Source organism: Hungatella sp. L36 (assembly GCF_014288035.1).
In genome coordinates this window covers 238,419-261,377 of sequence record NZ_JACOPC010000007.1, presented here as the reverse complement: position 1 = coordinate 261,377, position 22,959 = coordinate 238,419, and the positions used below count along the sequence as shown (strand labels likewise).

Here is a 22,959-nt window from a genome sequence, read left to right as displayed (position 1 = left end):
GCTGAGTGATTCAATTAGTAGTTTTTATACGATCCCGAATACAATGCACTCCTTTATGGGCCTGCATACCTCCCAGGCATTCCCGGTTGCATCCTGTGCAGGTGAAAATCTGGGAACCGGCGCCGGAGGCGGTTTTTTTAACCCATACGGGATCTGCGATCAGCTGACGGCTCATGGCGGCCAGTTGGATTCGTCCTGATTTCAACTGTTCTTCCACGAAATCAGGAGAACAGAGCCGTCCTACTCCGCAGACCGGTAAATCGGTCAGACGGCTGACCTCATCACAGAAGGGTAAAAAGCAGCCCTGCCCGTGAAAATAGGGATGTGAGGCCGGCGGTATGGTATCGCTTAAGTCGGAATGGTTGGCCAGGGTGACGTGAAAGCTGTTCACGCCAGCCTGCTCTAAGAGCGGAACAAAGACCGGAAGCTCTTCCTTCAGCACCCCGGCATTCCCATAATGGGGATCTTCCTGACGGACTGCCAGCTTATAATCGATGGTCATATCGGGAAGTGATTTCCGGACGGCGGCGACTGCTTCACAGGCAAAACGAGCCCGGTTCTCCGCACTCCCTCCATACCGGTCTGTGCGCTGATTGTAAATGGAGGAAGAAAAACTTCCGCACATCCGGTCGCCATGGATTTGAATGACATCAAATCCGGCTTCCTTTGCTAAAACGGCCGCTTTGCCGAAGCCCTGTGTGATCTCTGTGATTCTCTTGTCGGTCAGGCCGGTTATATAGCCGGATACCGTATCGTTTAAAAGGACTCTCATCTCATCCGGTTTGATCTTTCCGGTGATCATGCCCGGAAGATATTTAATCAGACTACGGAACTGCGAGTCTGACATGTGCAGCTGGGCGGCCGCCAGGGCGCCGTTTTCGTGAATCGTTTCCGTGATCCGGCGGTAACGGAGAAATCCTTTCCTGCTGTACAGGGACAGAAATGGACTCTTCAGTACAGGAACATCCCCGATGATGATCATGGCTGTTCCGCCCCGGGCGATGGCGCCCAGTTTTTCCAAGTACTCCTCTTCCTTAAGGCCCATGGAGGTAGGGGCAAAGATAATTCTATTTTTCAGGGTTACATGACCCAGCTTGAATGGGCTGTTAATAGTCTCATACATGGCTCTGCCCCCCTTTACCGCCTTCCCGGGTGCAGACGCGCCGGAGCAATTCCAAAAGCTGTTCTCTCTGCCCGTCGTTCAAGTTCCGGCAGACGATCTCATCCCAGTCATGAAGAAGAGTATGAAGTTCCTTGAAAATGGCTTCCCCCTGCGCTGTAAGCGTTAAATGGTAATGCCGGTGATCTACGGTATCGCGGGTGCGGACCGCGTAGCCTAACTGTTCCAGTTTGCCAATGCACCGGGTCACATGCCCGTTGTCTGCCCTGAGAAAATGGGCGGCATCACTGAGTGAACAACCGGGATTTTTACCAATGTAAATAATATAATAAAACAGGCCATCCGTAAGACCGTACTGCTTGAGTCTGGCATCGGAATAGGCATTCAGATCTTTTCTTAGGGCAGTAATATAATAAGCGAGAGAATCTGGCATGGGAAGCGCTCCTTTCAATTTTAATTTAAAAATAAGCAAATAAAAAGTATTTGACTAAGTCAAATTATATTCTTAATAGTTGACTTAGTCAAATACTTTTTTGATTTATTGTGAAATCAAGCCTTCTCTCTGCGGATAACTCCGGTGAGCCGCCCGCACCAGCGCCCGGCATTCCGAGATTTTGTCATGCAGCAGCTCCCGTTCCTCGCCGGAGGTATTCTGGTACAGTTTTTCCTCGATCAGCTGGGACTGGATAACCAGATGGTAGTAAAACTGCGTGTCGGTTACGCCCTGGCGGCAGATCTTTGACAGCAGCTTGGAGGCGAAATCGTATTTTTTCAGCAGTGTCTCAGTGGCCGTGCTGCGGTGGTAGGGGAAGACGAGGCAGTTAGCGGCGTAGGCGATCACGATTCCGGCCAGTACGTAGGCCAGACGGATGAGCAGCATCTGCCCCACAGGCGCCCAGCCAAATGCGTTCATAAACACCGCGCCGCCCAGCGCTCCGATGGTGGAACAGGTAAATGTTCCCGTGTAATCTGAGAAATAAAAACTTAAATAGCCGGACAGCATCATAATAACAGTCCTGCCGGCTGGAGACGGAACCAGGGAATAGAGAATCACACTGAATACGCCTCCTGCCACAGTAGCGAAGAAACGTTTCCCGGCCTTCTGCCCCACATCATCGGCATAAGGGAGAGAGACTGAGGCAAGGGTAAACAGAAGCCATTTTCCGTGAGGAAGATTCAGGCTTTCAACCAGCAGTGTTGCGAGTGACAGCAGAAGAGCAACCCGCAGGGCGTAGACGACGCGCACTTTACTGATTTTTAATGCGGCCTGAATCCGGATGGAAAGGGAGAGCAGGGTCGGACGGAAATTGGATTTCTTTTCGGGATCCGCCATATGGACCAGGTGATTTCTGATGTACTCCAGGCTGTTGTAAAATTCTGTCTGATGCAGGTCTTTCACATCCGTAATAAAATCATCCCGCGCAATGAGGTGAGGAGCCGTGGTCTTCATATTTACATAGGCCTCAAAGTGGTCCAGCTGGACCAGCGTCTTTTCCAGCATATCCTGGTATTTTTCCGGATGTTCGGTCTGAGACAGCAGAATAAGCAGGTGTTCCAGGCCGCGCCCGGAATCGACCACGGCGAAGTTGGCATCGGATATACACAGCTCCTTACGCCTCCTGTCATAGACCATGCGGCTGAGACGGCGGATATTCTTTCGGACATCTTCCAGACTTTCCGGTGTTCCGCTGCCGGATAAGAGACAGAATATGTACTGCTTTGCCTCCCCGATCAGCGTAAGAAGTACGTCGGAAACCGTCTCCGCGGCCCGGTTCCGTCCCATGACCAGCTGATAGAGGATGATGCAGACGGCTCCCGTCACCATGGCCATAATCCGCCTTGGAAGCTGTTCCGGGCTGGAGGGGGATATGAAAATCAGGAACAGGTAGGACAGAATATAAGGAAAATACAGATGTCCGGAGTATTCATAGGTATAGAGATACAGGATTAAAAAAATCATGATAAAGTTGATCGGAAGAGCGATCCATGGATTTAAAGTGACAACCAGACAGGCGGCAGCTGCCATCAGCACCAGGACCGCGGACTGCGCAAGCAGATGCTTAAATGGTGTGGAGGTTAAGTCGCGGGCCATAGAGGCCGACATCATAATGGTGAAGATAACTCCGACAATGGAATTTTCTGCTCCGAATACTTTCTGGAACACGTTGACGTAAGCAATAATAAACAGAAATGACAGAGTGGCGAATTTCAGATTTTTGCGTATACTCTCCTGAGCCGCCGGCAGGATGGAACTTTTTTGGGGTATTGCCATAGATAAAACTCCTTTCTTTCGAAAGTATATCGTAGCACAGAAAAAACGGCAGTGCAAGAACGTCCCATTTCTTAAATATTTATGAAGATCTGGATAATGATGGAAAAGAAGCAGGCCGCGGCGGTCATCCATTATACGGATGACGGAAGCCGCGGCCTGCTGCATACAGTGCTGATTCTCTGTGTGATTTCTCTGTTTTTTTGGTATTTCTGGTTGCGTATGTAAAACTGTATACGGCGTCAGATCCGGATTCGCATCAGGAAAGGGATTCCTTATACTGCTTCAGTGCTTTTGCCAGCTGGTCCGGGCAGGAGGTAGGTCTGGGACCGCAGTGAATTCCGTCGAGACGTTTGATCGCTTCGTCTACGTCCATCCCCTCGATCAGACGGCCAAGGCCCTGTGTATTACCGGAACATCCGCCGATGAAGCGGACATTGGTGAGTTTGTTGTCCTGTACGTCAAAATTAATTTCCTGTGAACATACGCCGTGTGTTTTATAAATCATGAATCATTCCTCCATATTTCTTCTATGCTTTATTTGTTTTCTGCCTTATTTTTGACCCTGCATTTTTACAATTATACCGAACAAGGGAAGGAATTGTCAATAGCGGCGGTTACTGAAACCCTCTTGCAAACAGGACGAAAACAGTTATAATAATCAATATATGCAAATTAACCCGGAAGGGAACCCGAAAAGGAGGCGCTGTATGTTAGGAATTATCGGAGCCATGGATGTGGAAGTGGCGGAAGTAAAAGAGGCAATGCAGGATGTGGAAGTAAAGACCATGGCCGGCATGGATTTTTATAAAGGAACGCTGAGGGGAAAAGAGGCAGTGGTGGTCCGTTCCGGAATCGGCAAGGTGAACGCGGCGGTGTGCACACAGATTCTGGTGGACCATTACGGAGTGGATGCGGTCATCAACACGGGAATCGCCGGTTCTTTGAGAAATGAGATCGAGATCGGAGACGTGGTGCTTTCCACCGATACGGCGCAGCATGATATGGATGCGACGGGGTTTGGATACCCGGTGGGGCAGATTCCGCAGATGGAGGAATTCTCATTTCCGGCCGATGAAACGCTTCGGAATCTGGCTCTGAAGTGCTGTAAGGAAGTGAATCCTGACATTGGAGTTTTTACCGGAAGGATCGTTTCTGGGGATCAGTTTATTTCCGACCGGGTTAAAAAAGACTGGATTGCGAAAAATTTTGGAGGCTTCTGCACGGAAATGGAGGGGGCGGCGATCGCTCAGGCGGCATACTTAAACCACGTCCCATTTTTGATTATCAGGGCGATCTCAGATAAGGCTGATAACAGCGCAACCATGGACTACAGCGAGTTTGAGGTAAAGGCGGTGCGCCATTCCGTAAACCTGATTTTAGCCATTGCAGAAAGGTATTCATGTTAAGTTAAGAATCGAATCCTGACGGGATTTGACGAACGATTCTAGGCTCTCTCATCTTCCCAAAGGAAGTTTCGGTGGTTATAATAATCCTATCACCGGAACAACCGGGAAGAAAGGGGAGCTATTATTATGCTGGAATTTTTACAGACAGGCAAAGCGCTGTACGTGCTTGCAGCCGTATGCGGCCTTGGGGTCGTGACCAGATGGCTGACACGTAACCTCTACAAAAGATTAATTAAAGAAACGGACAACATGTCACTGACGAAGAACAAGAATCTTCGCACATTTAAGCAGAAGACAGAAAACAACTATCAGATGAATCAGGGGATTCCGAAAATAAAGCCTTATTTAGAGAGGCAAATGTATGATTTCAGATTTATGGGCATGACGCTTAACGGGTGGAACACATTTTCCAATCAGATGACGCTTCTTTGTTTCCTCGCAGGAGGTGCGGCGGCGTTTGGCGCATACTGGTATCGTACCGATCCTTATTACATAGTGCTGTACGGCTCCATGGGAATTCTGGCAGGGCTCTTTACGATCCTTGTAGACCACGGAGCAGGCGTCGGGGATAAGAAACAACAGCTGTTCACCGCGCTCGATAATTATCTGGAAAATACGCTGATCTACCGATTGGATCAGGAACGAGATGAAACACAGGCAATATCGGGGCCTCATATGGAAACCCGTGAAAATATCCGGTCGATCTATCCCGCGGCAGCAGGTACTGCGGCAGGACAGGCAGAAGAGCCGGAGAAACAGGAAAACGTGCGGGGAAAGCAGAGAAACAGGACGGAGCGCATGAAAAATCAGCTGAAGGCGGAATCGCAGGCTCGCAGACAGAACAGCGGCCGGTCCGACGGAAGACAGAGAGATGGAAGGCAGGGCGGTATTATACAGGAAAATATTATGGCAGAAACCGGTATGGGAATGGCATCTGACGAGGCGTCAGGAATTGCCGGTAATCAGAATATGGCGCAGGAAATGGCGCGAAGCGGCAGCGGGCCGTCAGAAATGGAAGGATCCATCCGGGATGTGGACTATTTAAAGAAGAGTCTGGAACAGATAGCGGCGAGCCGCGAACGAGGAAGAACCGTAAAACAGCAGGAGGACTGGCTGAAGGATTTGAACCCCGATGAATTGAAGCTTATTGGGGAAATTCTGCATGAATATCTGACTTGAACATTTGGGAGAGAAAGGAAAATTGTATCGCAATTGGAGGGGATTTATGATATACTGTTCCTGAACAGGCATTCTATAACCTGAAACAAAAGGAAAAGGAGAATGATAGAAATGGGAAAAGAAGTAGTATTTGATTATTCCAGAGCAGCAGGCTTCGTCTCAGCAGAAGAGATGGAAAATATGAAAGCCACAACGTTGTGTGCAAGAGATGTGCTGATGGACAAGTCCGGCGCAGGGAATGATTTTTTAGGTTGGATTGATCTTCCGGTAGACTATGATAAGGAAGAATTTGAGAGAATAAAAAAAGCGGCGGCCAAGATTCAGAACGATTCTGATGTACTTCTTGTAGTTGGTATTGGCGGTTCCTATTTAGGCGCCAGAGCGGCCATTGAGTTCTTATCCCACAGTTTCTATAATGTATTGCCGAAGGGAAAACGCAAAACTCCGGAGATTTATTTCTTAGGCAACAGCATCAGCAGCAAATACATCCATGACTTAAAGGATGTGCTGGAAGGAAAGGATTTCTCCGTTAATATCATATCCAAGTCCGGTACAACGACAGAACCGGCGATTGCATTCCGTGTCTTCAAGGAGATGCTGATCCAAAAGTATGGCCGTGAAGAGGCGAACAAGAGAATTTACGCTACGACGGACAAGTCAAGGGGTGCACTTAAGAATCTGGCGACGGAAGAGGGTTATGAGTCCTTTGTCGTGCCGGATGACGTAGGTGGACGTTTCTCAGTCCTGACAGCGGTCGGCCTGCTTCCGATTGCAGTATCAGGCGCTGATATCGATAAATTAATGGAAGGTGCTGCGGCAGGAAGAAAGGCGGCTCTTGAGACTCCATATGAGTCCAACTCCGCATTACAGTATGCAGCCGTGCGCAACATCTTACATAGAAAAGGCAAGGCCGTTGAGATTGTGGCCAACTATGAGCCAAGCCTTCATTACGTTTCCGAGTGGTGGAAACAGTTATTTGGTGAGAGCGAAGGAAAAGACCGCAGAGGTATTTTCCCGGCAGCTGTGGATTTAACCACGGATTTACATTCCATGGGCCAGTTCATCCAGGACGGTTCCCGTGTGATGTTTGAGACCGTGCTGAATGTCGAAGAATCCCCGGCCGAGATCCTGCTTCAGAAGGAAGAAGTGGATACGGACGGTATGAACTACTTAGCAGGCAAAAATGTGGATTTCGTCAACAAGAGTGCCATGAACGGCACGATCTTAGCCCATACAGACGGCGATGTACCGAACCTGATGGTAAAGATCCCGGAACAGGACGAATACTGCTTAGGACAGTTATTCTATTTCTTCGAGTATGCATGCGGTGTCAGCGGTTATATTCTGGGTGTCAATCCGTTCAACCAGCCAGGTGTGGAGAGCTATAAGAAGAATATGTTTGCGCTTCTGGGTAAGCCTGGATATGAGAAAGAAAGAGAAGAGCTGTTAAAGAGATTGTAAAATAGAATAAAAGGCCCGTATTCCATGACTGGGTGAGCAGTTGTGGGGTGCGGGCTGTTTTTTTATCCATTTTCGCAATATCCCGTTTGATTGTTAAGGTGGTAATAGGTTCCAATCCATAAATTTCCCAGACTATACAAAAAAATTAATATGTTCAATAAATAAGTGTATGATATAATATAAACATACATCAAAACCGTTAGGGTAACTGCAGACCATCGAACCCTATGAATCCGGTGCAGCCTGCTGAATCGATGGATTCACAGGGGTTGGCTGGCGTTTCCGGGCATAAGTGAATAGAAATGGAGAGACGGACACTATGAAAGGGAAAAGAACATGGAAGATAGCGGTGCTGTCCCTGTCGCTGGTTTGCGCAGTATCTGGCTGCGCCCGGGAAAGCAGGCGTGTGCTGGATCCGAAAAAACCGACTGTTATTACGGTCTGGCATGCATATAATGCTTTTGCAAAGACGATATTTGATGAAAAGGTGACAGAATTTAATGAGACGAAAGGGCTGGAGCTGGGAATCGTCGTGGATGCCTACGGCTTTGGTTCGAGCGGGGAACTGGATGACGCTTTGTTTAACTCCGCCAATGAGATTATCGGATCTGACCCGCTTCCCAATGTGTTTACGGCGTATCCGGACAGCGCATACCGCCTGGATCAACTGGCGCCCCTGGTGGAAATGGAAGAGTATTACAGTGCTGAGGAGCTGGGGCGGTACCGCGCAGAGTTTCTCAGCGAGGGTGTCTGGGGAAAAGATGGCCGTCATAAACTGATTCCTGTGGCGAAATCGACAGAGCTTTTATTTGTGAACGAGACGGGCTGGAAGCAGTTTCGCTCGGCTACAGGTCTTTCTGATGATGTACTTAACACATGGGAAGGACTTGTCTCGGCGGCAGAGGAATATTATAGATGGTCCGGCGGGCAGCCATTACTGGGAATGAACAGCTTTAACGACTTTGCGGTGCTGACAGCGGTCCAGGATGGAGCGGATCCATTTCCCGCCGATGGGGAAAATCACTCATTTGTCTATTCCAGGGAGACCGCGAGAAAGGCGTGGAATGCCTATTACGTCCCTCATATAAACGGCTGGTATAAGAGCAGTGTGTATAATCAGGATGGGCTGAAGAGCGGCAGTCTGCTGGCCTACATCGGTTCGTCGGCCGGCGCCGGATACTTTCCTAAAGAGGTGATCGTGGATGGGAAGAACCAGTATCCCATCGAATGCAGGGTGAGGCCCTATCCGACCTTTGAGGGAGGGCGCGGCTATATGGCTCAGAGAGGAGCGGACATGGGAATATTCCGTTCCAGCGAAACTTCCGAGTACGCCGCCGCGGAATTTCTGAAATGGTTTACGGATCCTGAGCGGAACATTGAATTTACTGCGTCGATCGGATATATACCGGTGGAAAATGAGGCGCTGTCGTCTATCGAGGCGCTGGAAAATTTCATACAGATGAGCGATAATACGGATGCGGTAAAAAAGAGCGTGACAGCGGCCCTTGAGGCGATGCAGGAAGGGAAGTTCTTCGTCAGAAGGCCGTTTGAGAATTCGTATGAAGCAAATGAACGGTTTTCCCGTTCCCTGGAGCGGAAGGTGGAGCTTGATCTGAATGAGCTTCATAACAGGGTGGAGAACGGCGAAGACAGGCAGACAGTGATTTCCGGTTTTATGGAAGATGAGAACTTTGATAAATGGTATCAGGATTTAATGGGAGAAATGGTTGGAGAGGTAAATGAATAAAAAGGTGAGAAGTGATTCGATCGCCTTTAAACTGGCGCTTACGTTTGTGGTGTCGGTTGTGATTCAGAGTCTGTTGATGACGGCCCTTCTGAGTCTGGGCGGTGTGATCGGGCAGTCCCGGGAGAATGCGTACCAGATTTTTTCAGAGAAAGTGAAGAACCGCGCGGTGACAATCGAAGGGGAGATGAAGAATGTCTGGACGAATTTTGAACTCTATACCGATGAGCTGAGCCGGTATTTCGCGGATGCAGAGAGAGATGAGAACGGGGAACTGCTGGAAAAGGAAGAGCTGCTTAAGGCGGCCGCCCCGACTGTGCTGAATGCGCTGTACTACACGAAAACCACGGGGGCATTTTTAATATTAGACAGGGGAGACGATGGAAACGGCAGCTACCCGGCGCTTTATTTCAGGAATGCCAATCCGAACCGGGTCGATGAGCGCAATTCCAATACCTATCTTCTGGCCGGCCCCTGGGATGTGGCACAGGAGACGCAGGTGGTGACAGATGCCGCATGGAAGTACCAGCTGGAGCTGACAGATGCGAACCGTGCGTTTTATGAAAAACCATTCAGCAGTATAGGGCTGGCAGGCGATGAGAAACTGCTGGGCTATTGGTGTCCGCCGTTCCGGCTCTATGACGGAGGGGAAGAGGTGGTAACGTATTCGATTCCTCTGGTGGACCAGCGGGGAAGGACAGTCGGTGTATTTGGTGTTGAGATCTCGCTGAATTACCTGTATAAATATCTGCCGCCATCCGATCTGATGGCTGTGGACTCCTACGGCTATGTGGTCGGAATACATACCGGAGAGAACGGTGAGATCCGCCCTCTCGTCACCCACGGAGCTCTCCAGAAGCGTATTCTGCAGAGCGCCAGTCCTATGGAGTTTAAGGCAAAAGATGCAGAGAACGGTATTTTCCAATTGGAAAACCACAATGGAAATGAGGTAATCTATGCGTGTCTGAAACAGATGGGCATGTATTATAACAATACTCCTTTTTCGGGAGAAGAGTGGTATCTGATCGGCCTGATGGATGAAGATGTACTGCTGCGGTATCCGCACCGAATCCAGGAGATTCTGGTCTATTCATTTCTCATTTCACTCTGCGCAGGCGCAGGGATTGCGGTGCTGATCAGCCGGTGGTTTACCCGTTATTCAAGGCTTCTGGAGCTCTCGGAGGTTCCGGTGGGAGTCTATGAGATGGGCTCTAAGGGGAATAAGGTCTACATGACGAACCAGGTTCCCCGGCTGCTGGGATTATCGAAAGAGCAGGAACGGGCTTTTTGCAGGAGCCAGGATGAATTTCAGGCATTCTTAAAGAAGATCTGCGAGAAGCCGACAGAGGATGAAAATGTATTCTGTCTGGAACGGCCGGAGGGAAAACGCTGGATCCGTCTGACCTTTCGTGAGGACGACGGGAAGAAGAGCGGAGTCGTGGAAGATGTGACAGAGGAGACGCTCAAGACGCAGTCACTCAGAGCGGAAAATGATCTGGACGGCCTCACCCGGGTGCTGAACAGAAAGGCCTTCGAGCGCCGGCAGCAGAAATGGGATGGAATGCTGCGGCTCGGAAAGCCGCTGGCGGTCCTGATGTTCGATTTGAACTGTCTCAAGGGGGTAAATGACCAGTTTGGACACGAGACGGGCGATAAGTACATACGCTTTGCTGCCAGAGCGATCTCCGGAGCCTTAAAGGATGCGTGGATCTACCGCATCGGCGGGGATGAATTCGCAGCAGTGCTTGAGGGAATGCCTGAGAACTCGATTGAGGAATGCTGCCGCCTGTCAGCCGGCCGGGTAAAGGCGTATGGTAAAGAGAATGGGTTTGAAGCGGGGATCGCCTGGGGATATGCGATATCCGCTCCGGACAGTGCGGAGGCATTCGGTGATCTGTTGTCCCGCGCGGATCATAATATGTATGAGATGAAGAAACAGATGAAGAACATAGATAAATCTTGAAGTAAGAGGCCCATGGCTGTAATCGGATGAGGATTGCAGGCATGGGCTTTTTTCAAGATTTAGCTTAGGTTTTCTGAGATTAGTCTTGCTGTGTTTCCATCTATTGATGCACCGCATTCTGCTTCCTGTACTGATTCGGACTTATCCCCGTAAACTTCTTAAATATCTGCGAAAAATACGACTGCGAGGCAAATCCCGTACTGGCTGCAATCTCGGCAATCGAATAATCCGTCTGCGTGAGCAGATCCTTACTTATCTGAAGACGGCGCTGGATCAGATAGGTGATGGGCGACATTCCCAGATACTTGGAAAAGGTGTGCGATAAGTAAAACTTGTTGATATGGGTGGCATCCGCCAGAGAATCCAGGGTGATCGGCTGTGCGTAGTTTGCATCCAGATACCGTTTGGCGCTGGCGCACTCCTTTGGCATCCGGGAGGCATCCGTGGAGATGATGCCGAACTGGTCATTTCTCGTAATATAGATGAGAATAACTTCCAGAAGGTCGTGACATACCTGCTCGTAACCGTTCTTTTTTTCCTTGATCTCACGAAGCATCAGCTGGGAGAAGTTCAGCAGGTTCTTTTTTTCGGCGGAATAGTTATAGTAACCATAGTTTTCCGGGACATCCGGAGTGCCGAAAGAGAAGGTCAGGCCCTCAACACCGAATACAATATACTCTAATGGTTTGGAATCCATAGACTTCTCCGTGTGTTCCACATTGGGATTGACGATGACCATATCATTTTCCTTAACCGTGATCAGCCGGTCTTCCACCAGGAATTTTCCCAGGCCGCTGATGACATAGAACAGCTCGGTAAAATGATGGGTATGGGGAAGACTCTGCCAGTCGCCTTCGTATTTGGAGGTGGAGGCGTACAGGAGCTGGAAATTCAGTTTTTGGAGTGTTTCAAGATTTTTATCAAAATTTAATCGTTCGTTACTCATAGGGCTACCTCTTTAAATTTTACAGGCTTTTTAATTATCTTGCTATGAAATCGCAAAATGATAATAAATAAGCTGTTACTCATACGTAAAAACACCAAATAAAGTCCTTTTATACTGTCTATTATAGGTGATTTGGCCATGAAAAGAAAGCTTTTTATTATTACAGGAGCAAGATATATAAAAAGTAAGAATCCTATGGGGACCATGCCGGTGAAAGCCCTTTCTTCCACTTATTGTCAGCTTTATTTAAGAATATAGTTCTGGTATTGGTAAGGTGTATATAGTATACTGTATTGTATTACATTTCTTATTACAAGGAGGAAACTATGAAAAAATATTTAGCACTTCTTTTGAGCGCGGCCATGGTATTATCCCTGGCAGGATGCGGCGGCGGAAAAGACGCCAGGACGATTTATGATGAAGCTTCCAAGAAGACTTCTGAACTGCAGGAAATGGATATCGAGACGACGGCTGCCATGACGATGACTCAGGGGGATCAGACCATCGACTTATCGACAACCATGGATATTCAGATGACCGGCGCGAATACGGATGATATGAAGTATCTGGCAGCCGGAAAGACCACGATGGCGGGTCAGGACATCGATGTGACGATGTACTATGAGGGCGGCTATTACTACATGGAGACCATGGGACAGAAGATCAAGTACGCCATGGATTTAAACCAGCTCATGGAGCAGGTTAAGCAGAGCACGGAAGGCGCCAACATGGAATCTTCTTATATGAAGGAAATCAAGGCGAAGAAGGACGGAGATAACCAGATCCTCACATTTACGGCTGACGCGGAAAAGATGGATTCCTATGTACAGGATATCATGGGCAGTATGAGCGGAGCGATCGCCGGAGCGGAAGACGTTGCTTATAAGATCAAATCGGCCAGCGGAGAAGCGGTTGTGAATAAAGACGGCTATTTCTCAAGCATGAATATCAAGATGAGCATGGATATGACGGTCCAGGGAGAAACAGTTGGAGTGGAGATGGATACCGACGCCATTTATCATAATCCGGGCCAGGCGGTCACATTGACTGCGCCAGACCTGGAGGGCTATCAGGAAATCGATCCTGCGGCTCTGGGAACCCAGCAGTAAGCAGACAGCGCTGCACATTCTTATGAGGAGAATGTGCAGCGCTGTTTTATCTAGTCATGCTTTATTCTGGAAGAACGATGGAATCGTCATTGGAGCGTTCGAGTGTCGCATTGCTGTACTGCGTGATGGTCTTGACTGTCTCGCCGTCGATTTCCTGTCCATAATCGTAAGAGAGGCGGTATTCGATCGTCAGCAGGCGTCCCGATGAATCGATGACGGCTTTCAGTGTCTCGGCGGTATAATTCCGGTCGATGGCCTCGGCGCCGGTCTCCTCCAGTTCCTTCTGCTTTGCCTCCAGAGAGCTTCTTTCATACTGCTTCAGATCACCTTTTGCCAGTTCCCGCTGATACCAGTCCATCGCTTCGTCGTACATGACCTTAGAGGGAAGGGAAGATTCCTTAAGCTGTTCGGGGCTGCGGCTGAGCGAAATCGTGGTCCAGTCGCCATCCTTATCGATGGAAGCTTCTGCAAAGTCTTCCGGAGCGATGCGGTGCCCGTAGATCCACAGGCGCTTTTTATAGTCTTCGTTTCCGGAGGGGCTGTCGGTGGTGTCGTAAACCCAGCCTTTCTCCAGCAGCCCGGGATGACTGCCCGTATCACTGCCGGCATCGGAGGGGATATGGTACTCGTCTTTCTCCTTGTCAAATATCCGGTAATAATGATCATTGCCAAGAAGCTCATGCTCTACGGTCAGAGTGGAGCTTTTGTCACTGGAGGTGGTGGTAATATAGTAGTCACGGCCTCCGTCCCCGGAGACGCAGATATACGTGGTCTTCTGGCCTTCATAGCTTTTCTCATCGAAAAATGCACCTCTGGAGACCGTAAATTCATAGCGGTCCAGGGCCAGATCGTGTTCAATCGCGGCATTGATGGCGTCTGCCGCTTCCTGCAGTTCGTGTTCCCCGGTTTTCCCGAAACAGCCGGAGACCATCAGGGAAGCGGCGGCCAGAGCGGCGGCCGGAACCAAAAGCCATTTACTTTTCCGTAACATCGTAATCCCTCTTTATTCTTCGATGACCTGGATTTCCAGAAAATCGAAATCAATGTGTTCGATAAAGTTGTCCTGATAAAAACGCGCCTTGTCATGAACCTTAAACTCGTGAATGGTGGCGTCCAGCCAGATCGGCTTACCCAAATCAAATTCATAGCAGATATCATCAAGAGCCTGGAATACCATGGCGGTTCTGGACATCGAGTAATCGGAGATGCAGATAACGGTATCCCGGACGAGTCTCGTGTCTTTTATAATCTTTCCCCACATGCGAAACATAGAATCTTCCTCCTCCCGTATATCTGTGGTTTTTATAAAAAGTGTATGCAGTTGATTATATCATCCTGGCGGGAAGCAGTGCAAGGGAAAAAACTTGAGATTAAAAATTTGTAAAAATGAATAGAATATGATAGAATCAAGTTAGCGTTTTTTGTGGAATAAAATCGGATAAAACCGAAGGAGGACGACGACGAATGGCACAACCGATAACAGACCAGGTCGGATTCCTGTCAGAGGCATGCAGAGCCGTACAGGAGCTGTCTGCGAGCAAAAATTCACTGGATAAAATACGCCTGGATGAGAAGCGTCTGGAGAAAGAACTGGAGGCGGAAAAGAAGGCAGTGACGGATGCGATCAGTCTGACTGTGAAGAAGCGTATGGAAGAAATTAACGGTTCCTACGACAAGGAGATAGCAAAAGGACAGGACCGGTTAAAGCGGGTTCGGAGCAAACGGGAGAAGGCGAAGAGCCAGGGCGTGAAGGAACGGATTGAGGAAGAGACGAAGGAACTGCGGGATGACAACCGGGAACTGAAGCTGCAGATGAAGACGGCGTTCCAGCAGGACCGTGTGCCGCGTTTCTGTAAATCCACATGGTACTACTCCCTGTATTTTACCAGAGGATTCTCAGAATTTCTGATTTTACTGGTGACGATTCTGATTTGCTTTCTTGCGGTTCCGTGGGGAATCTACATGCTGCTTCCGCAGAAGTCCAACTACTATCTGGCGGGGATCTATTTCGTGGCTGTCGTTGTCTTCGGAGGACTCTATATTCTGATTAATAATAAGACAAAGGTGCGTCATCAGGAGACGCTAAAGCAGGGACGGAAAATCCGCGATTTAATGAGGACGAACGATAAGAAGATCCGTGTCATTACCAGCGCGATCCGGCGCGACCGGGACGAGGCTGTGTATGATCTGGAAAAGTATGACGATGAGATCGCTCAGATCGAGCAGGACCTGGCGGATATCACCAGCAAGAAGAAAGAGGCGTTAAATACATTTGAGAAGGTGACGAAGACCATCATTTCTGATGAGATTGCCGGTGGAAGCAGGGAGAAGATCGAACGGCTGGAGGCTGATCTGCGCCGTGCCTCGGATGAGGCCAAGGAAGCCGAGGTGAAAGTGAAGGAGCAGACGCTCTTTATCACGGATAATTATGAATCCTATCTCGGAACGGAATTCATGGTGCCTGAGAAGCTGGATGAGCTGGCTGATTTTATACGGCTGGGGAAAGCTGCTACGATCAGTGAGGCGGAAGCACTTTATAAGAGTGTAAAGGGATAACGAATATATAATAAGAGAAAGACGCAGTGCAGAACTTCTATTGCAGCAGATAGAAGTTCTGCACTGCGTCTTTCTTATTGCTGTTTTTTCACTTCCGGCTACGGCAGACGCCTCTGAAGCAGATCCCAGTCCGAGTTTACGATCAGTTTCTCCGGAAAGGAGATGCTTTTTAACATCTTTAAGGCCGCGTCGTGGCTGCCGACCGCGTACTTGGAGTGGGCGTCGGAGCTGACCAGTACGGAGACACCATATTCCATGCAGAGCCGGGCGACGGTTTTGCAGTTCTTATCGCTTCCGGGGCGGACTATAAAGGAGTTGGAGTTGATCTCGATTAACTTTTCCTCCTGGGCGCATGCCTTGATGACGGCCTCATAGTCGCATTGAAAAACCGGATTCCCAATGTGCCCCAGACAGTCCACATCGGGATTTTTCAAGACCTCGATAAGCCCCCGCGTGTGATCCGCCGGTGAGGCCGGGGCAATGGCCTCCGCGTGATAGGAAGCAATGACAATATCCAGGTTTTTTAAAATGGATTCAGGCAGATCCAGCTGACCGTCATACGACTTAATATTCACTTCGGCGCCCTTGTAAAAACGAATACCGTAGAGCTCGTCCGGAAGGTTTCGTAAACACAGGAAGTGAAGCTCCATGGCGCCGTCCAACATCCCGGGACCGTGATTGGTAATGCCAAAGGCTTTAAAACCTTTAAACTTTGCGGCCATTGCCATCTCATCCAGAGTGCTGTAAGCGTGCTGGCTGACGCTGGTATGCATATGTAAATCCGCGATTGTTTTCAAACACACCCCTCTTTTCTTCTTATATAATTTTGTAGTAAGATAAACTTATTATAATGTTTAGTAAACAAAAAATCAATACAATCTGAAAAAAATACGAAAAAACTAAAAAATAATATAAACTTTACAAAACATTTACTTATAATTTTATTGACAAAATTAGTCAACATGCTATAATCTAACTATAAAACATCAATAAATACGATGAAAAAAGTGATTTAGCACAAACTGGGACTAGGAAACTAATAGAAACGGGAAGAGGAAAAGTTTACTAAACGGAAGCGAAAGGTAAAAGGCAAAAGGCAAAAGGCAAAAGGTAAAAGGCAAAAGGCAAAAGGCAAAAGGCAAAAGGCAAAAGGCAAAAGGCAAAAGGCAAAAGGCAAAAGGCAAAAGGCAAAAGGCAAAAGACAAAAGACAAAAGCAAAAGACAAAAGCAAAAGCAAAGACAAAGGTAAAAGACAAAAGGAGGAAACAATGGGAAGCGTATATGCAGAAGGGCAGGAGTATCACCTGCAGATTAAGGAGGGAGATGTCGGCCGGTATGTAATTCTGACCGGTGATCCGGGAAGATGTGAGACCATTGCAGGGCTGCTTGACCGTCCGGAGAAAAGGGCGGCAAACCGGGAGTATGTTACCTGTACCGGATATTTAAATGGGGAGAAGGTCAGCGTGGTGTCCACCGGAATCGGCGGGCCGTCGGCGGCCATAGCCCTGGAGGAGCTGGCGCACTGCGGGGCCAGTACCTTTATCCGCGTTGGAACCTCGGGAGGTATGCAGCCGGAAGTACTGGGGGGAGATGCGGTAATCGCCACAGGAGCTGTGCGCATGGAAGGCACGAGCAGGGAGTACGCCCCCATCGAATATCCGGCAGTTGCGGATTATCAGGTGGTTATGGCTCTCAAGGAAGCGGCAGACGCGGCCGGACAGCGCTGCCATCTGGGCGTCGTGCAGTGTAAGGATTCCTTTTACGGTCAGCATGATCCGGATACCATGCCGGTAGCAGATGCATTAAATTCAAAATGGAAGGCCTGGGTCCGGTGCGGCGCGCTGGCAAGCGAGATGGAGTCCGCGGCGCTGTTTACGGTCGGACAGGTCCGCAGGCTTCGCATGGGTACGGTGCTCCTTGTCATAGGAAACCAGACGAGGCGGGAGATGGGACTTGAGGATATCCAGTGCCATGACACCGGAAAAGTGGCAGAACTGGCCGTGGAGGCCATGAAGCGGTTAATAGAGCACGATAAAACCAATCAGAAAAATTATGGAGGGAAGACATTATGAAGAAAAAAGGCAGAGCATTGACGGCAGTATTACTGGGACTGACCATGGTTATGAGCCTGGCTGGATGCGGTCAGAAGAAGGAGAGCACAGCCGATACGGCAGCGGCGGGCAGCGAGGCGGCTAAGACGGAGGAAAGTACGGGAGAAAAGAGCACGTCTGCGGAGATGGAGACAATTACCTTAAAGCTGGGCTTTAACGGAGATTTCCTCACAATGCCGGAAGCGGTACTGGGAGCCGCGGAGAATTTAAATAAGAAGTACGAGCAGGAAGGAAAGAATATCCGGATCGAGTTTGAGACGGATTATCAGACCATCGACAACAGTGAATACCATAACAACATCGTGTTTGCACATAAGAGTGGGGACGCACCGGATATCTTCATCTGTGACGCCGATGTGGCCGGATTCGTAAAGGCCGGATGTGTTCTGGATATCACGGATGTGATGAGTGATGCATTCGTAGACGGCGTATTCACACCGACTATGGTGGATGGAAAAGCCTACGCCATGCCTTTCGACCTGCCGCTTCGTGTAATCTATTACTCCAACAAGGACCTGGCGGATATCGGATGGAGCCAGGACGAGATCGACGCGTTGCCGGAAAAGATCCGGGACGGGGAATTTACTCTGGAACAGTTTATGGATCTCTGCAGTGAAGTGGTAGAAAAAGGCGGAGCGAAGTACGGTCTGGTTCACAGACCAGGAGCCGGCAATGACTTTTTCGATATGTTAAACGCGTTTGGCGGTCAGTATTACGATGAAAACGGCAGCCTGGTGTTTGACGAGGCCGGAATAACGAGATTTTTTGAGAGCATCTACGAAAATGCCAACACGACGAAGATCACACCTCCTAACTTAAACCAGCTGGGTTGGGATACAATCAATAAGATGGTAGGTACGGGAGAAGCCTTCGCCTACTACGGTCCGATGTTCTCCGCGACGTATGTGGCGCAGGCGGCAGGACTGGAGACAGAAGAGTTTGCGAAGAATGAGACGTTTGTGTTATTCCCGAAATCCGAATATACGGATGCCCCATTTGCAACGGTAGCGCCTCAGATGATGGCGATCAGCGCCGATACAAAGTATCCGGATGTCTGTAAGGATATTTTCCGCGAACTGGCCGGCGATTCCAACTCTCTGTTAGCAAAACATGCAGGCACCATCTACACGCTGTCCTGTATCAAAGAAGCCAATAAGAACCCGGAAGTGACGGAGAATCCGATCCTTAAGAATGTAACTTACATGGCAGATTACGCAAGGTCCGTTCCGGCAATCAACAATTTATCTTCCTTAAAGAGCGAGATGTTCACACAGATTGTCTCCCTCGAACTGGGACAGACGACTCCGGAACAGGCGGTTGCCGACTTGAAGACTCAGATCGAACTGAATGTTGACAATGTAATTTTCAAATAAAAACAGTAAGGTTTGCCGCTGCTGCGCCAGGGGGTGTGAAAGATCCCGGCGCAGCAGCATTTAGGAAGGCGGTTCCTCATGAAAAATAAAAATGGACAGGCATATATGTTTTTAACGCCTTTTTTGATTTTGGTGACGATTTTCTATGTAATCCCGGCCGTACTGACTGTGGTGATGTCATTTACGAATCTCGATTCCTCGTTTGTGTGGGAATTTAACCATTTCAAAAATTTTATTAAGATATTTAAAGATCCCAATACGCTGGTCATTGTAAGAAATACCCTGATCTTTGTCGGGGTGGCGATTGTGACGACGGTTTTCTTAAATCTCCTGTTTGCCGTGCTCACTACATATTTCGTTAAGACAGAGCGGTACTCCAGCATATTTAAGGCGATTCTGATGATCCCCATGATCACACCGGCGGTTGTGTATTCCGTACTCTGGATCTGGCTGTTGGAAGCCGGCGAGGGAGGAATGGTCAACCGGGTCTATTTATCCTTTGTGGACTCCCAGCCGATTAACTGGATTGCTAAGTACCCGATGCAGATCGTCCTCTGCGCGACGATTCTCGTCAATATTGCGTATGGAACCATTATATTTTCCAGCGCGATCAAGAGCATTCCGGAAAACCAGTTTAAGGCGGCCCATGTGGATGGGGCGGGAGAATGGGAGATTATCAAAAGCATTATCATCCCCAATATCCGCTACCACATCCAGTTTATCGCCCTGTGGGAGGCGCTGGGGCTTCTCACGAACTACGTGACGATTCTCCTCATCACCAACGGCGGACCGGGAATACAGACCGAGGTCTGGTCGCTGTCAGCCTACCATAAGGCATTTAACGACCAGCAGTACGGATACGGCGCGGCTATTTCCCTGATGCTGATCCTGGTGGTACTGGTTCTTATGATCCTGATGAACAAAGTCATGCAGAAGCAGAATGAAAGATAGGGGGGAGAACAAATGGCAAAGGTTACGTTAAGCAAGACGGAGAAAAAGAAACAGAATATCGCGATCGCGGTACTGGTTCTGCTCTGCGCACCGATCCTGTATCTGTATATCAGCTTTTTCAGCCTTGCTTTTTTTGGCGCGGATGGCGCGTTTACATTAAGCAATTTCGATTTCCTGTATAAGCCCATGAAGCTGAAGCAGACAACGATTCAGCCCATTGGAAAATCATTTGTAAATACGGTTTATTTTACAATCATAGTCACTCTGAGTGAAGTGGTCATCAGCTGTCTGGCCGGGTATGCGCTGTCGAGACTTCAGTTCCGGGGAAGGAAGACGATTCAGTATTCACTTCTGATTCTGAGGATGTTCCCAAACCTGCTCTTACTCATTGCCGTGCTCTATGTTCTGATTGCACTGAATATCGTCAATACCATGGTGGGCGTCATTCTGGTCGCCATCGCATTCCGGATTCCGGGGTCCACCTTTATTATTAAAAACTTTTTTGATGGGATACCGAGGGATATCGAGAATTCCACGCTGGTGGACGGATGCAGCAGGCTGAGCGGTTTCTTCCAGGTTATTATCTATCTGGTTAAGCCAGGCATCGCCTCGATCTCGATTTTCTCATTCCTCAGCGCATGGTCCAACTATATCTTGTTTAACACGCTGATTTTCAATTCCAAGACGCCGGTTATCGCCACGTACCTCCATTCCCTGTCGCGGAGTGAGCAGATGATCGCGGATTACGGTGTATTTGCGGCAATGGCAATCGTATACATGCTGCCGGTATTCGTATTTTTCGTTATATCTCAGAAACAGTTGATGGAAGGCAATATCGGAGGCGGAAAGGGAGTATAATTATGATTTCAATCAATAAACTGCGTAAGGAATTTGACCAGGGCGTCGTGGCGCTGGACAGTATCGATCTGGAGATCCGGGACACGGAATTTGTCGCACTGCTGGGGCCGTCGGGCTGCGGGAAATCCACAACCTTAAACTGCATCGCCGGCCTTTTGGATGTGACCAGCGGACAGGTGATGTTTGATGATGCGGATGTGACGAACAAGGCGCCAAAGGACCGGAATATCGGTATGGTATTCCAGTCTTACGCCCTGTATCCCCATTTAAAGGTAATTGATAACATTGCGTTCCCCTTAAAGCAAAAGGGTGTATCGAAGGAAGAACGCCATAAAAAGGCGAGGGAAATGGCGGTAAAGCTTCAGATTGAGCATCTTCTGGACCGGAAGCCGACCCAGCTCTCCGGCGGCCAGCAGCAGAGAGTGGCCATGTGCCGCGCCCTCGTGAAGGAACCGAAGATCCTGCTCCTGGACGAGCCGATGTCTAACCTGGATGCCCGATTAAAGATCGAGATCCGCGAAGTAATTAAGAAGATTCAGCAGGAGTTAAAGGTTACATCAATCATCGTGACCCATGATCAGGAAGAGGCCATGGCGATTGCGGACAAGATTGCCATTCTTGACAACGGAAGAATCCAGCAGTACGATACTCCTGAGATGCTTTATCAGTATCCCGCCAACTTATTTGTGGCTAATTTTATGGGGAATCCGCCCATGAATTTTATCGATGCCAAGCTGGAGATGGCCGGGGAGAAGCTTATGTTTACCATTGGGGAGTCTTCCGTGGAGGTATCCGGGCAGCTTCTCGAAAAGCTGAGACCCCACACCGGCAGGCCGGTTAAGCTGGGAGTTCGCTCCCATCAGATCAGGGTAGGGGCGGAGCCGGCAGCCAATACCTTGCCGATGGAGGTCCAGATGGTGGAGAACTTAGGCAAGGAACTGCTCTTAAGCGGGGATGTCCACGGCTGTCACGTGCGGGTATCCGTGGATGATACGTCTGCCTTCGGGCGAATGAAGGCGCTGGTGGGCGACGGTGAAAAATGTGTATATCTGCGGTTTGCGGATTTTATAAATGTGTTTGACTCTGAGACGAAGGTGAACCTTGTATTATGAGAGAATTATTAGAACATGCGGACCGGGTGCTGATTGGCGGGCACAGAGGCAGTGCCTGCCGTTACCCGGAAAATTCCATAGAAGCCATGGAGCACGGCCTGCTGTCGGGCGCGGATTACCTGGAAATTGATATTCAGCTGACGAGGGACGGTGTGCCCGTGGTCTATCACGATACCGCTCTGGAGAAACGGACCGCTTTGCACGGATACGTTCACGAGCATACGCTGGACAGGCTGCGGGAGAACTGTCCGGGCCTCTGCACCTTTGAGGAGGCCATGAGATGGGGCAGCGAAAGAGAAGCGTGGTTCGCGCTGGAGATTAAGACAGTTCCCCTGGATATGCAGGAAGTAAACTTCCGTCTGCTGGAGGCCATGGTTCCTGTTCTGGAGAAAACAGGCATGAAGAAGCGTGTATTCGTATTCGGTCCGGATTATCAGGTCCTTAAACGGATGAAGCAGCTGGATCCGGAGGTGGAGATCGGCCTGATCGTTCCCTTTATCCCGGAGGACCCTGTGGAGCTTATGAAGTCCATGGATGCGATGGTCTATTTAACGTATATCTATAATATAACACCGGACATGATAGACGGACTCAAGGCACACGGATATTATGTGAGCGGCGCTATATTAAGGGAAGAAAAATGGATGGAACGGGCATACGCATGCGGCGTAACCATGTTTGAAGCCGATTATCCGGAAATGGCGCGCAGACTGGGAAGTGCAGGACGACAGAGCGGACGGAACAGCGAAGGCTGTGAGCTGTAACAAAAATACGCATAAAACAGCAAACCACAGGAGA

22 protein-coding genes are annotated in these 22,959 nt (G+C 49.1%); 14 read left to right on the top strand and 8 right to left on the bottom strand.

The window, feature by feature from the left end:
* Nucleotides 1-10: 10 nt before the first annotated feature.
* The 3 genes from bilR to H8S80_RS18230 all read right to left on the bottom strand — a co-directional run bounded on the left by bilR (nt 11) and on the right by H8S80_RS18230 (nt 3,392).
* Nucleotides 11-1,123, bottom strand: a complete 1,113-nt coding sequence (bilR, locus tag H8S80_RS18240) for a bilirubin reductase (RefSeq protein WP_117633185.1) — start codon at nt 1,121-1,123, stop codon at nt 11-13.
* Nucleotides 1,116-1,553 (bottom strand): bilirubin utilization transcriptional regulator BilQ, encoded by a 438-nt coding sequence (gene bilQ / locus H8S80_RS18235; RefSeq protein WP_117633184.1) that lies wholly within the window; start codon nt 1,551-1,553, stop codon nt 1,116-1,118. The genes bilR and bilQ overlap by 8 nt, the downstream gene beginning before the upstream one ends.
* A 105-nt stretch (nt 1,554-1,658) precedes the next feature.
* On the bottom strand, nt 1,659-3,392 hold the full coding sequence (locus tag H8S80_RS18230; RefSeq protein WP_117633183.1) for an FUSC family protein: 1,734 nt from the start codon (nt 3,390-3,392) through the stop codon (nt 1,659-1,661).
* A 96-nt stretch (nt 3,393-3,488) separates the two neighbouring features.
* On the opposite strand from H8S80_RS18230, the gene H8S80_RS34645 reads away from it, so the two are divergent.
* The gene (locus H8S80_RS34645; protein ID WP_278321724.1) at nt 3,489-3,617 is read left to right on the top strand and encodes a hypothetical protein; all 129 of its coding nucleotides are present in this window, start codon (nt 3,489-3,491) and stop codon (nt 3,615-3,617) included.
* Between the two features lie 31 nt (nt 3,618-3,648).
* On the opposite strand, the gene H8S80_RS18225 is transcribed toward H8S80_RS34645, so the two are convergent.
* A complete protein-coding gene (locus tag H8S80_RS18225) occupies nt 3,649-3,897 on the bottom strand; it encodes a TIGR03905 family TSCPD domain-containing protein (RefSeq protein ID WP_002605485.1) in 249 nt (82 codons plus the stop codon).
* Between the two features lie 202 nt (nt 3,898-4,099).
* On the opposite strand from H8S80_RS18225, the gene H8S80_RS18220 reads away from it, so the two are divergent.
* From H8S80_RS18220 to H8S80_RS18200, 5 genes are all read left to right on the top strand, one after another.
* Nucleotides 4,100-4,798, top strand: a complete 699-nt coding sequence (locus H8S80_RS18220; RefSeq protein ID WP_002605486.1) for a 5'-methylthioadenosine/adenosylhomocysteine nucleosidase — start codon at nt 4,100-4,102, stop codon at nt 4,796-4,798.
* Nucleotides 4,799-4,924: 126 nt separating this feature from the next.
* Complete coding sequence (locus H8S80_RS18215; protein WP_002605487.1) at nt 4,925-5,977, top strand: hypothetical protein; 1,053 nt, start codon at nt 4,925-4,927, stop codon at nt 5,975-5,977.
* Between the two features lie 111 nt (nt 5,978-6,088).
* A complete protein-coding gene (locus H8S80_RS18210; RefSeq protein ID WP_025529623.1) occupies nt 6,089-7,438 on the top strand; it encodes a glucose-6-phosphate isomerase in 1,350 nt (449 codons plus the stop codon).
* 319 nt (nt 7,439-7,757) lie between these two features.
* Complete coding sequence (locus tag H8S80_RS18205; RefSeq protein WP_117633182.1) at nt 7,758-9,185, top strand: extracellular solute-binding protein; 1,428 nt, start codon at nt 7,758-7,760, stop codon at nt 9,183-9,185.
* On the top strand, nt 9,178-11,145 hold the full coding sequence (locus H8S80_RS18200) for a sensor domain-containing diguanylate cyclase (protein ID WP_117633181.1): 1,968 nt from the start codon (nt 9,178-9,180) through the stop codon (nt 11,143-11,145). Before H8S80_RS18205 ends, H8S80_RS18200 begins: the two co-directional genes overlap by 8 nt.
* A 100-nt stretch (nt 11,146-11,245) precedes the next feature.
* Here H8S80_RS18200 and H8S80_RS18195 read toward each other — a convergent pair whose 3' ends face one another.
* Nucleotides 11,246-12,091: an AraC family transcriptional regulator gene (locus H8S80_RS18195; RefSeq protein WP_002605491.1), complete on the bottom strand. Its 846-nt coding sequence runs from the start codon at nt 12,089-12,091 to the stop codon at nt 11,246-11,248.
* 326 nt (nt 12,092-12,417) lie between these two features.
* Between H8S80_RS18195 and H8S80_RS18190 the strand changes: the two genes are divergently transcribed.
* The gene (locus H8S80_RS18190; protein WP_025529628.1) at nt 12,418-13,200 is read left to right on the top strand and encodes a DUF6612 family protein; all 783 of its coding nucleotides are present in this window, start codon (nt 12,418-12,420) and stop codon (nt 13,198-13,200) included.
* Nucleotides 13,201-13,261: 61 nt separating this feature from the next.
* Here H8S80_RS18190 and H8S80_RS18185 read toward each other — a convergent pair whose 3' ends face one another.
* Both H8S80_RS18185 and H8S80_RS18180 read right to left on the bottom strand, forming a co-directional pair.
* Nucleotides 13,262-14,191 (bottom strand): hypothetical protein, encoded by a 930-nt coding sequence (locus tag H8S80_RS18185; RefSeq protein WP_117633179.1) that lies wholly within the window; start codon nt 14,189-14,191, stop codon nt 13,262-13,264.
* Between the two features lie 12 nt (nt 14,192-14,203).
* Complete coding sequence (locus H8S80_RS18180; protein ID WP_002605495.1) at nt 14,204-14,470, bottom strand: hypothetical protein; 267 nt, start codon at nt 14,468-14,470, stop codon at nt 14,204-14,206.
* Between the two features lie 194 nt (nt 14,471-14,664).
* On the opposite strand from H8S80_RS18180, the gene H8S80_RS18175 reads away from it, so the two are divergent.
* Complete coding sequence (locus H8S80_RS18175) at nt 14,665-15,756, top strand: hypothetical protein (RefSeq protein ID WP_002605496.1); 1,092 nt, start codon at nt 14,665-14,667, stop codon at nt 15,754-15,756.
* Nucleotides 15,757-15,854: 98 nt separating this feature from the next.
* On the opposite strand, the gene H8S80_RS18170 is transcribed toward H8S80_RS18175, so the two are convergent.
* On the bottom strand, nt 15,855-16,559 hold the full coding sequence (locus tag H8S80_RS18170) for a phosphatase (RefSeq protein ID WP_243006234.1): 705 nt from the start codon (nt 16,557-16,559) through the stop codon (nt 15,855-15,857).
* 465 nt (nt 16,560-17,024) lie between these two features.
* Between H8S80_RS18170 and udp the strand changes: the two genes are divergently transcribed.
* The 6 genes from udp to H8S80_RS18140 all read left to right on the top strand — a co-directional run bounded on the left by udp (nt 17,025) and on the right by H8S80_RS18140 (nt 22,925).
* Entirely contained in the window at nt 17,025-17,828 is an 804-nt protein-coding gene (gene udp, locus H8S80_RS18165) for a uridine phosphorylase (protein WP_029467581.1), read from the top strand.
* Nucleotides 17,825-19,240, top strand: a complete 1,416-nt coding sequence (locus tag H8S80_RS18160) for an ABC transporter substrate-binding protein (RefSeq protein WP_002605499.1) — start codon at nt 17,825-17,827, stop codon at nt 19,238-19,240. The genes udp and H8S80_RS18160 overlap by 4 nt, the downstream gene beginning before the upstream one ends.
* A 78-nt stretch (nt 19,241-19,318) precedes the next feature.
* The gene (locus H8S80_RS18155; RefSeq protein WP_117633178.1) at nt 19,319-20,191 is read left to right on the top strand and encodes a carbohydrate ABC transporter permease; all 873 of its coding nucleotides are present in this window, start codon (nt 19,319-19,321) and stop codon (nt 20,189-20,191) included.
* Nucleotides 20,192-20,203: 12 nt separating this feature from the next.
* The gene (locus tag H8S80_RS18150) at nt 20,204-21,049 is read left to right on the top strand and encodes a carbohydrate ABC transporter permease (RefSeq protein ID WP_002605501.1); all 846 of its coding nucleotides are present in this window, start codon (nt 20,204-20,206) and stop codon (nt 21,047-21,049) included.
* A gap of 2 nt (nt 21,050-21,051) precedes the next feature.
* Entirely contained in the window at nt 21,052-22,161 is a 1,110-nt protein-coding gene (locus tag H8S80_RS18145; RefSeq protein ID WP_117633177.1) for an ABC transporter ATP-binding protein, read from the top strand.
* Complete coding sequence (locus H8S80_RS18140) at nt 22,158-22,925, top strand: glycerophosphodiester phosphodiesterase (RefSeq protein ID WP_117633176.1); 768 nt, start codon at nt 22,158-22,160, stop codon at nt 22,923-22,925. The genes H8S80_RS18145 and H8S80_RS18140 overlap by 4 nt, the downstream gene beginning before the upstream one ends.
* Nucleotides 22,926-22,959: the final 34 nt, after the last annotated feature.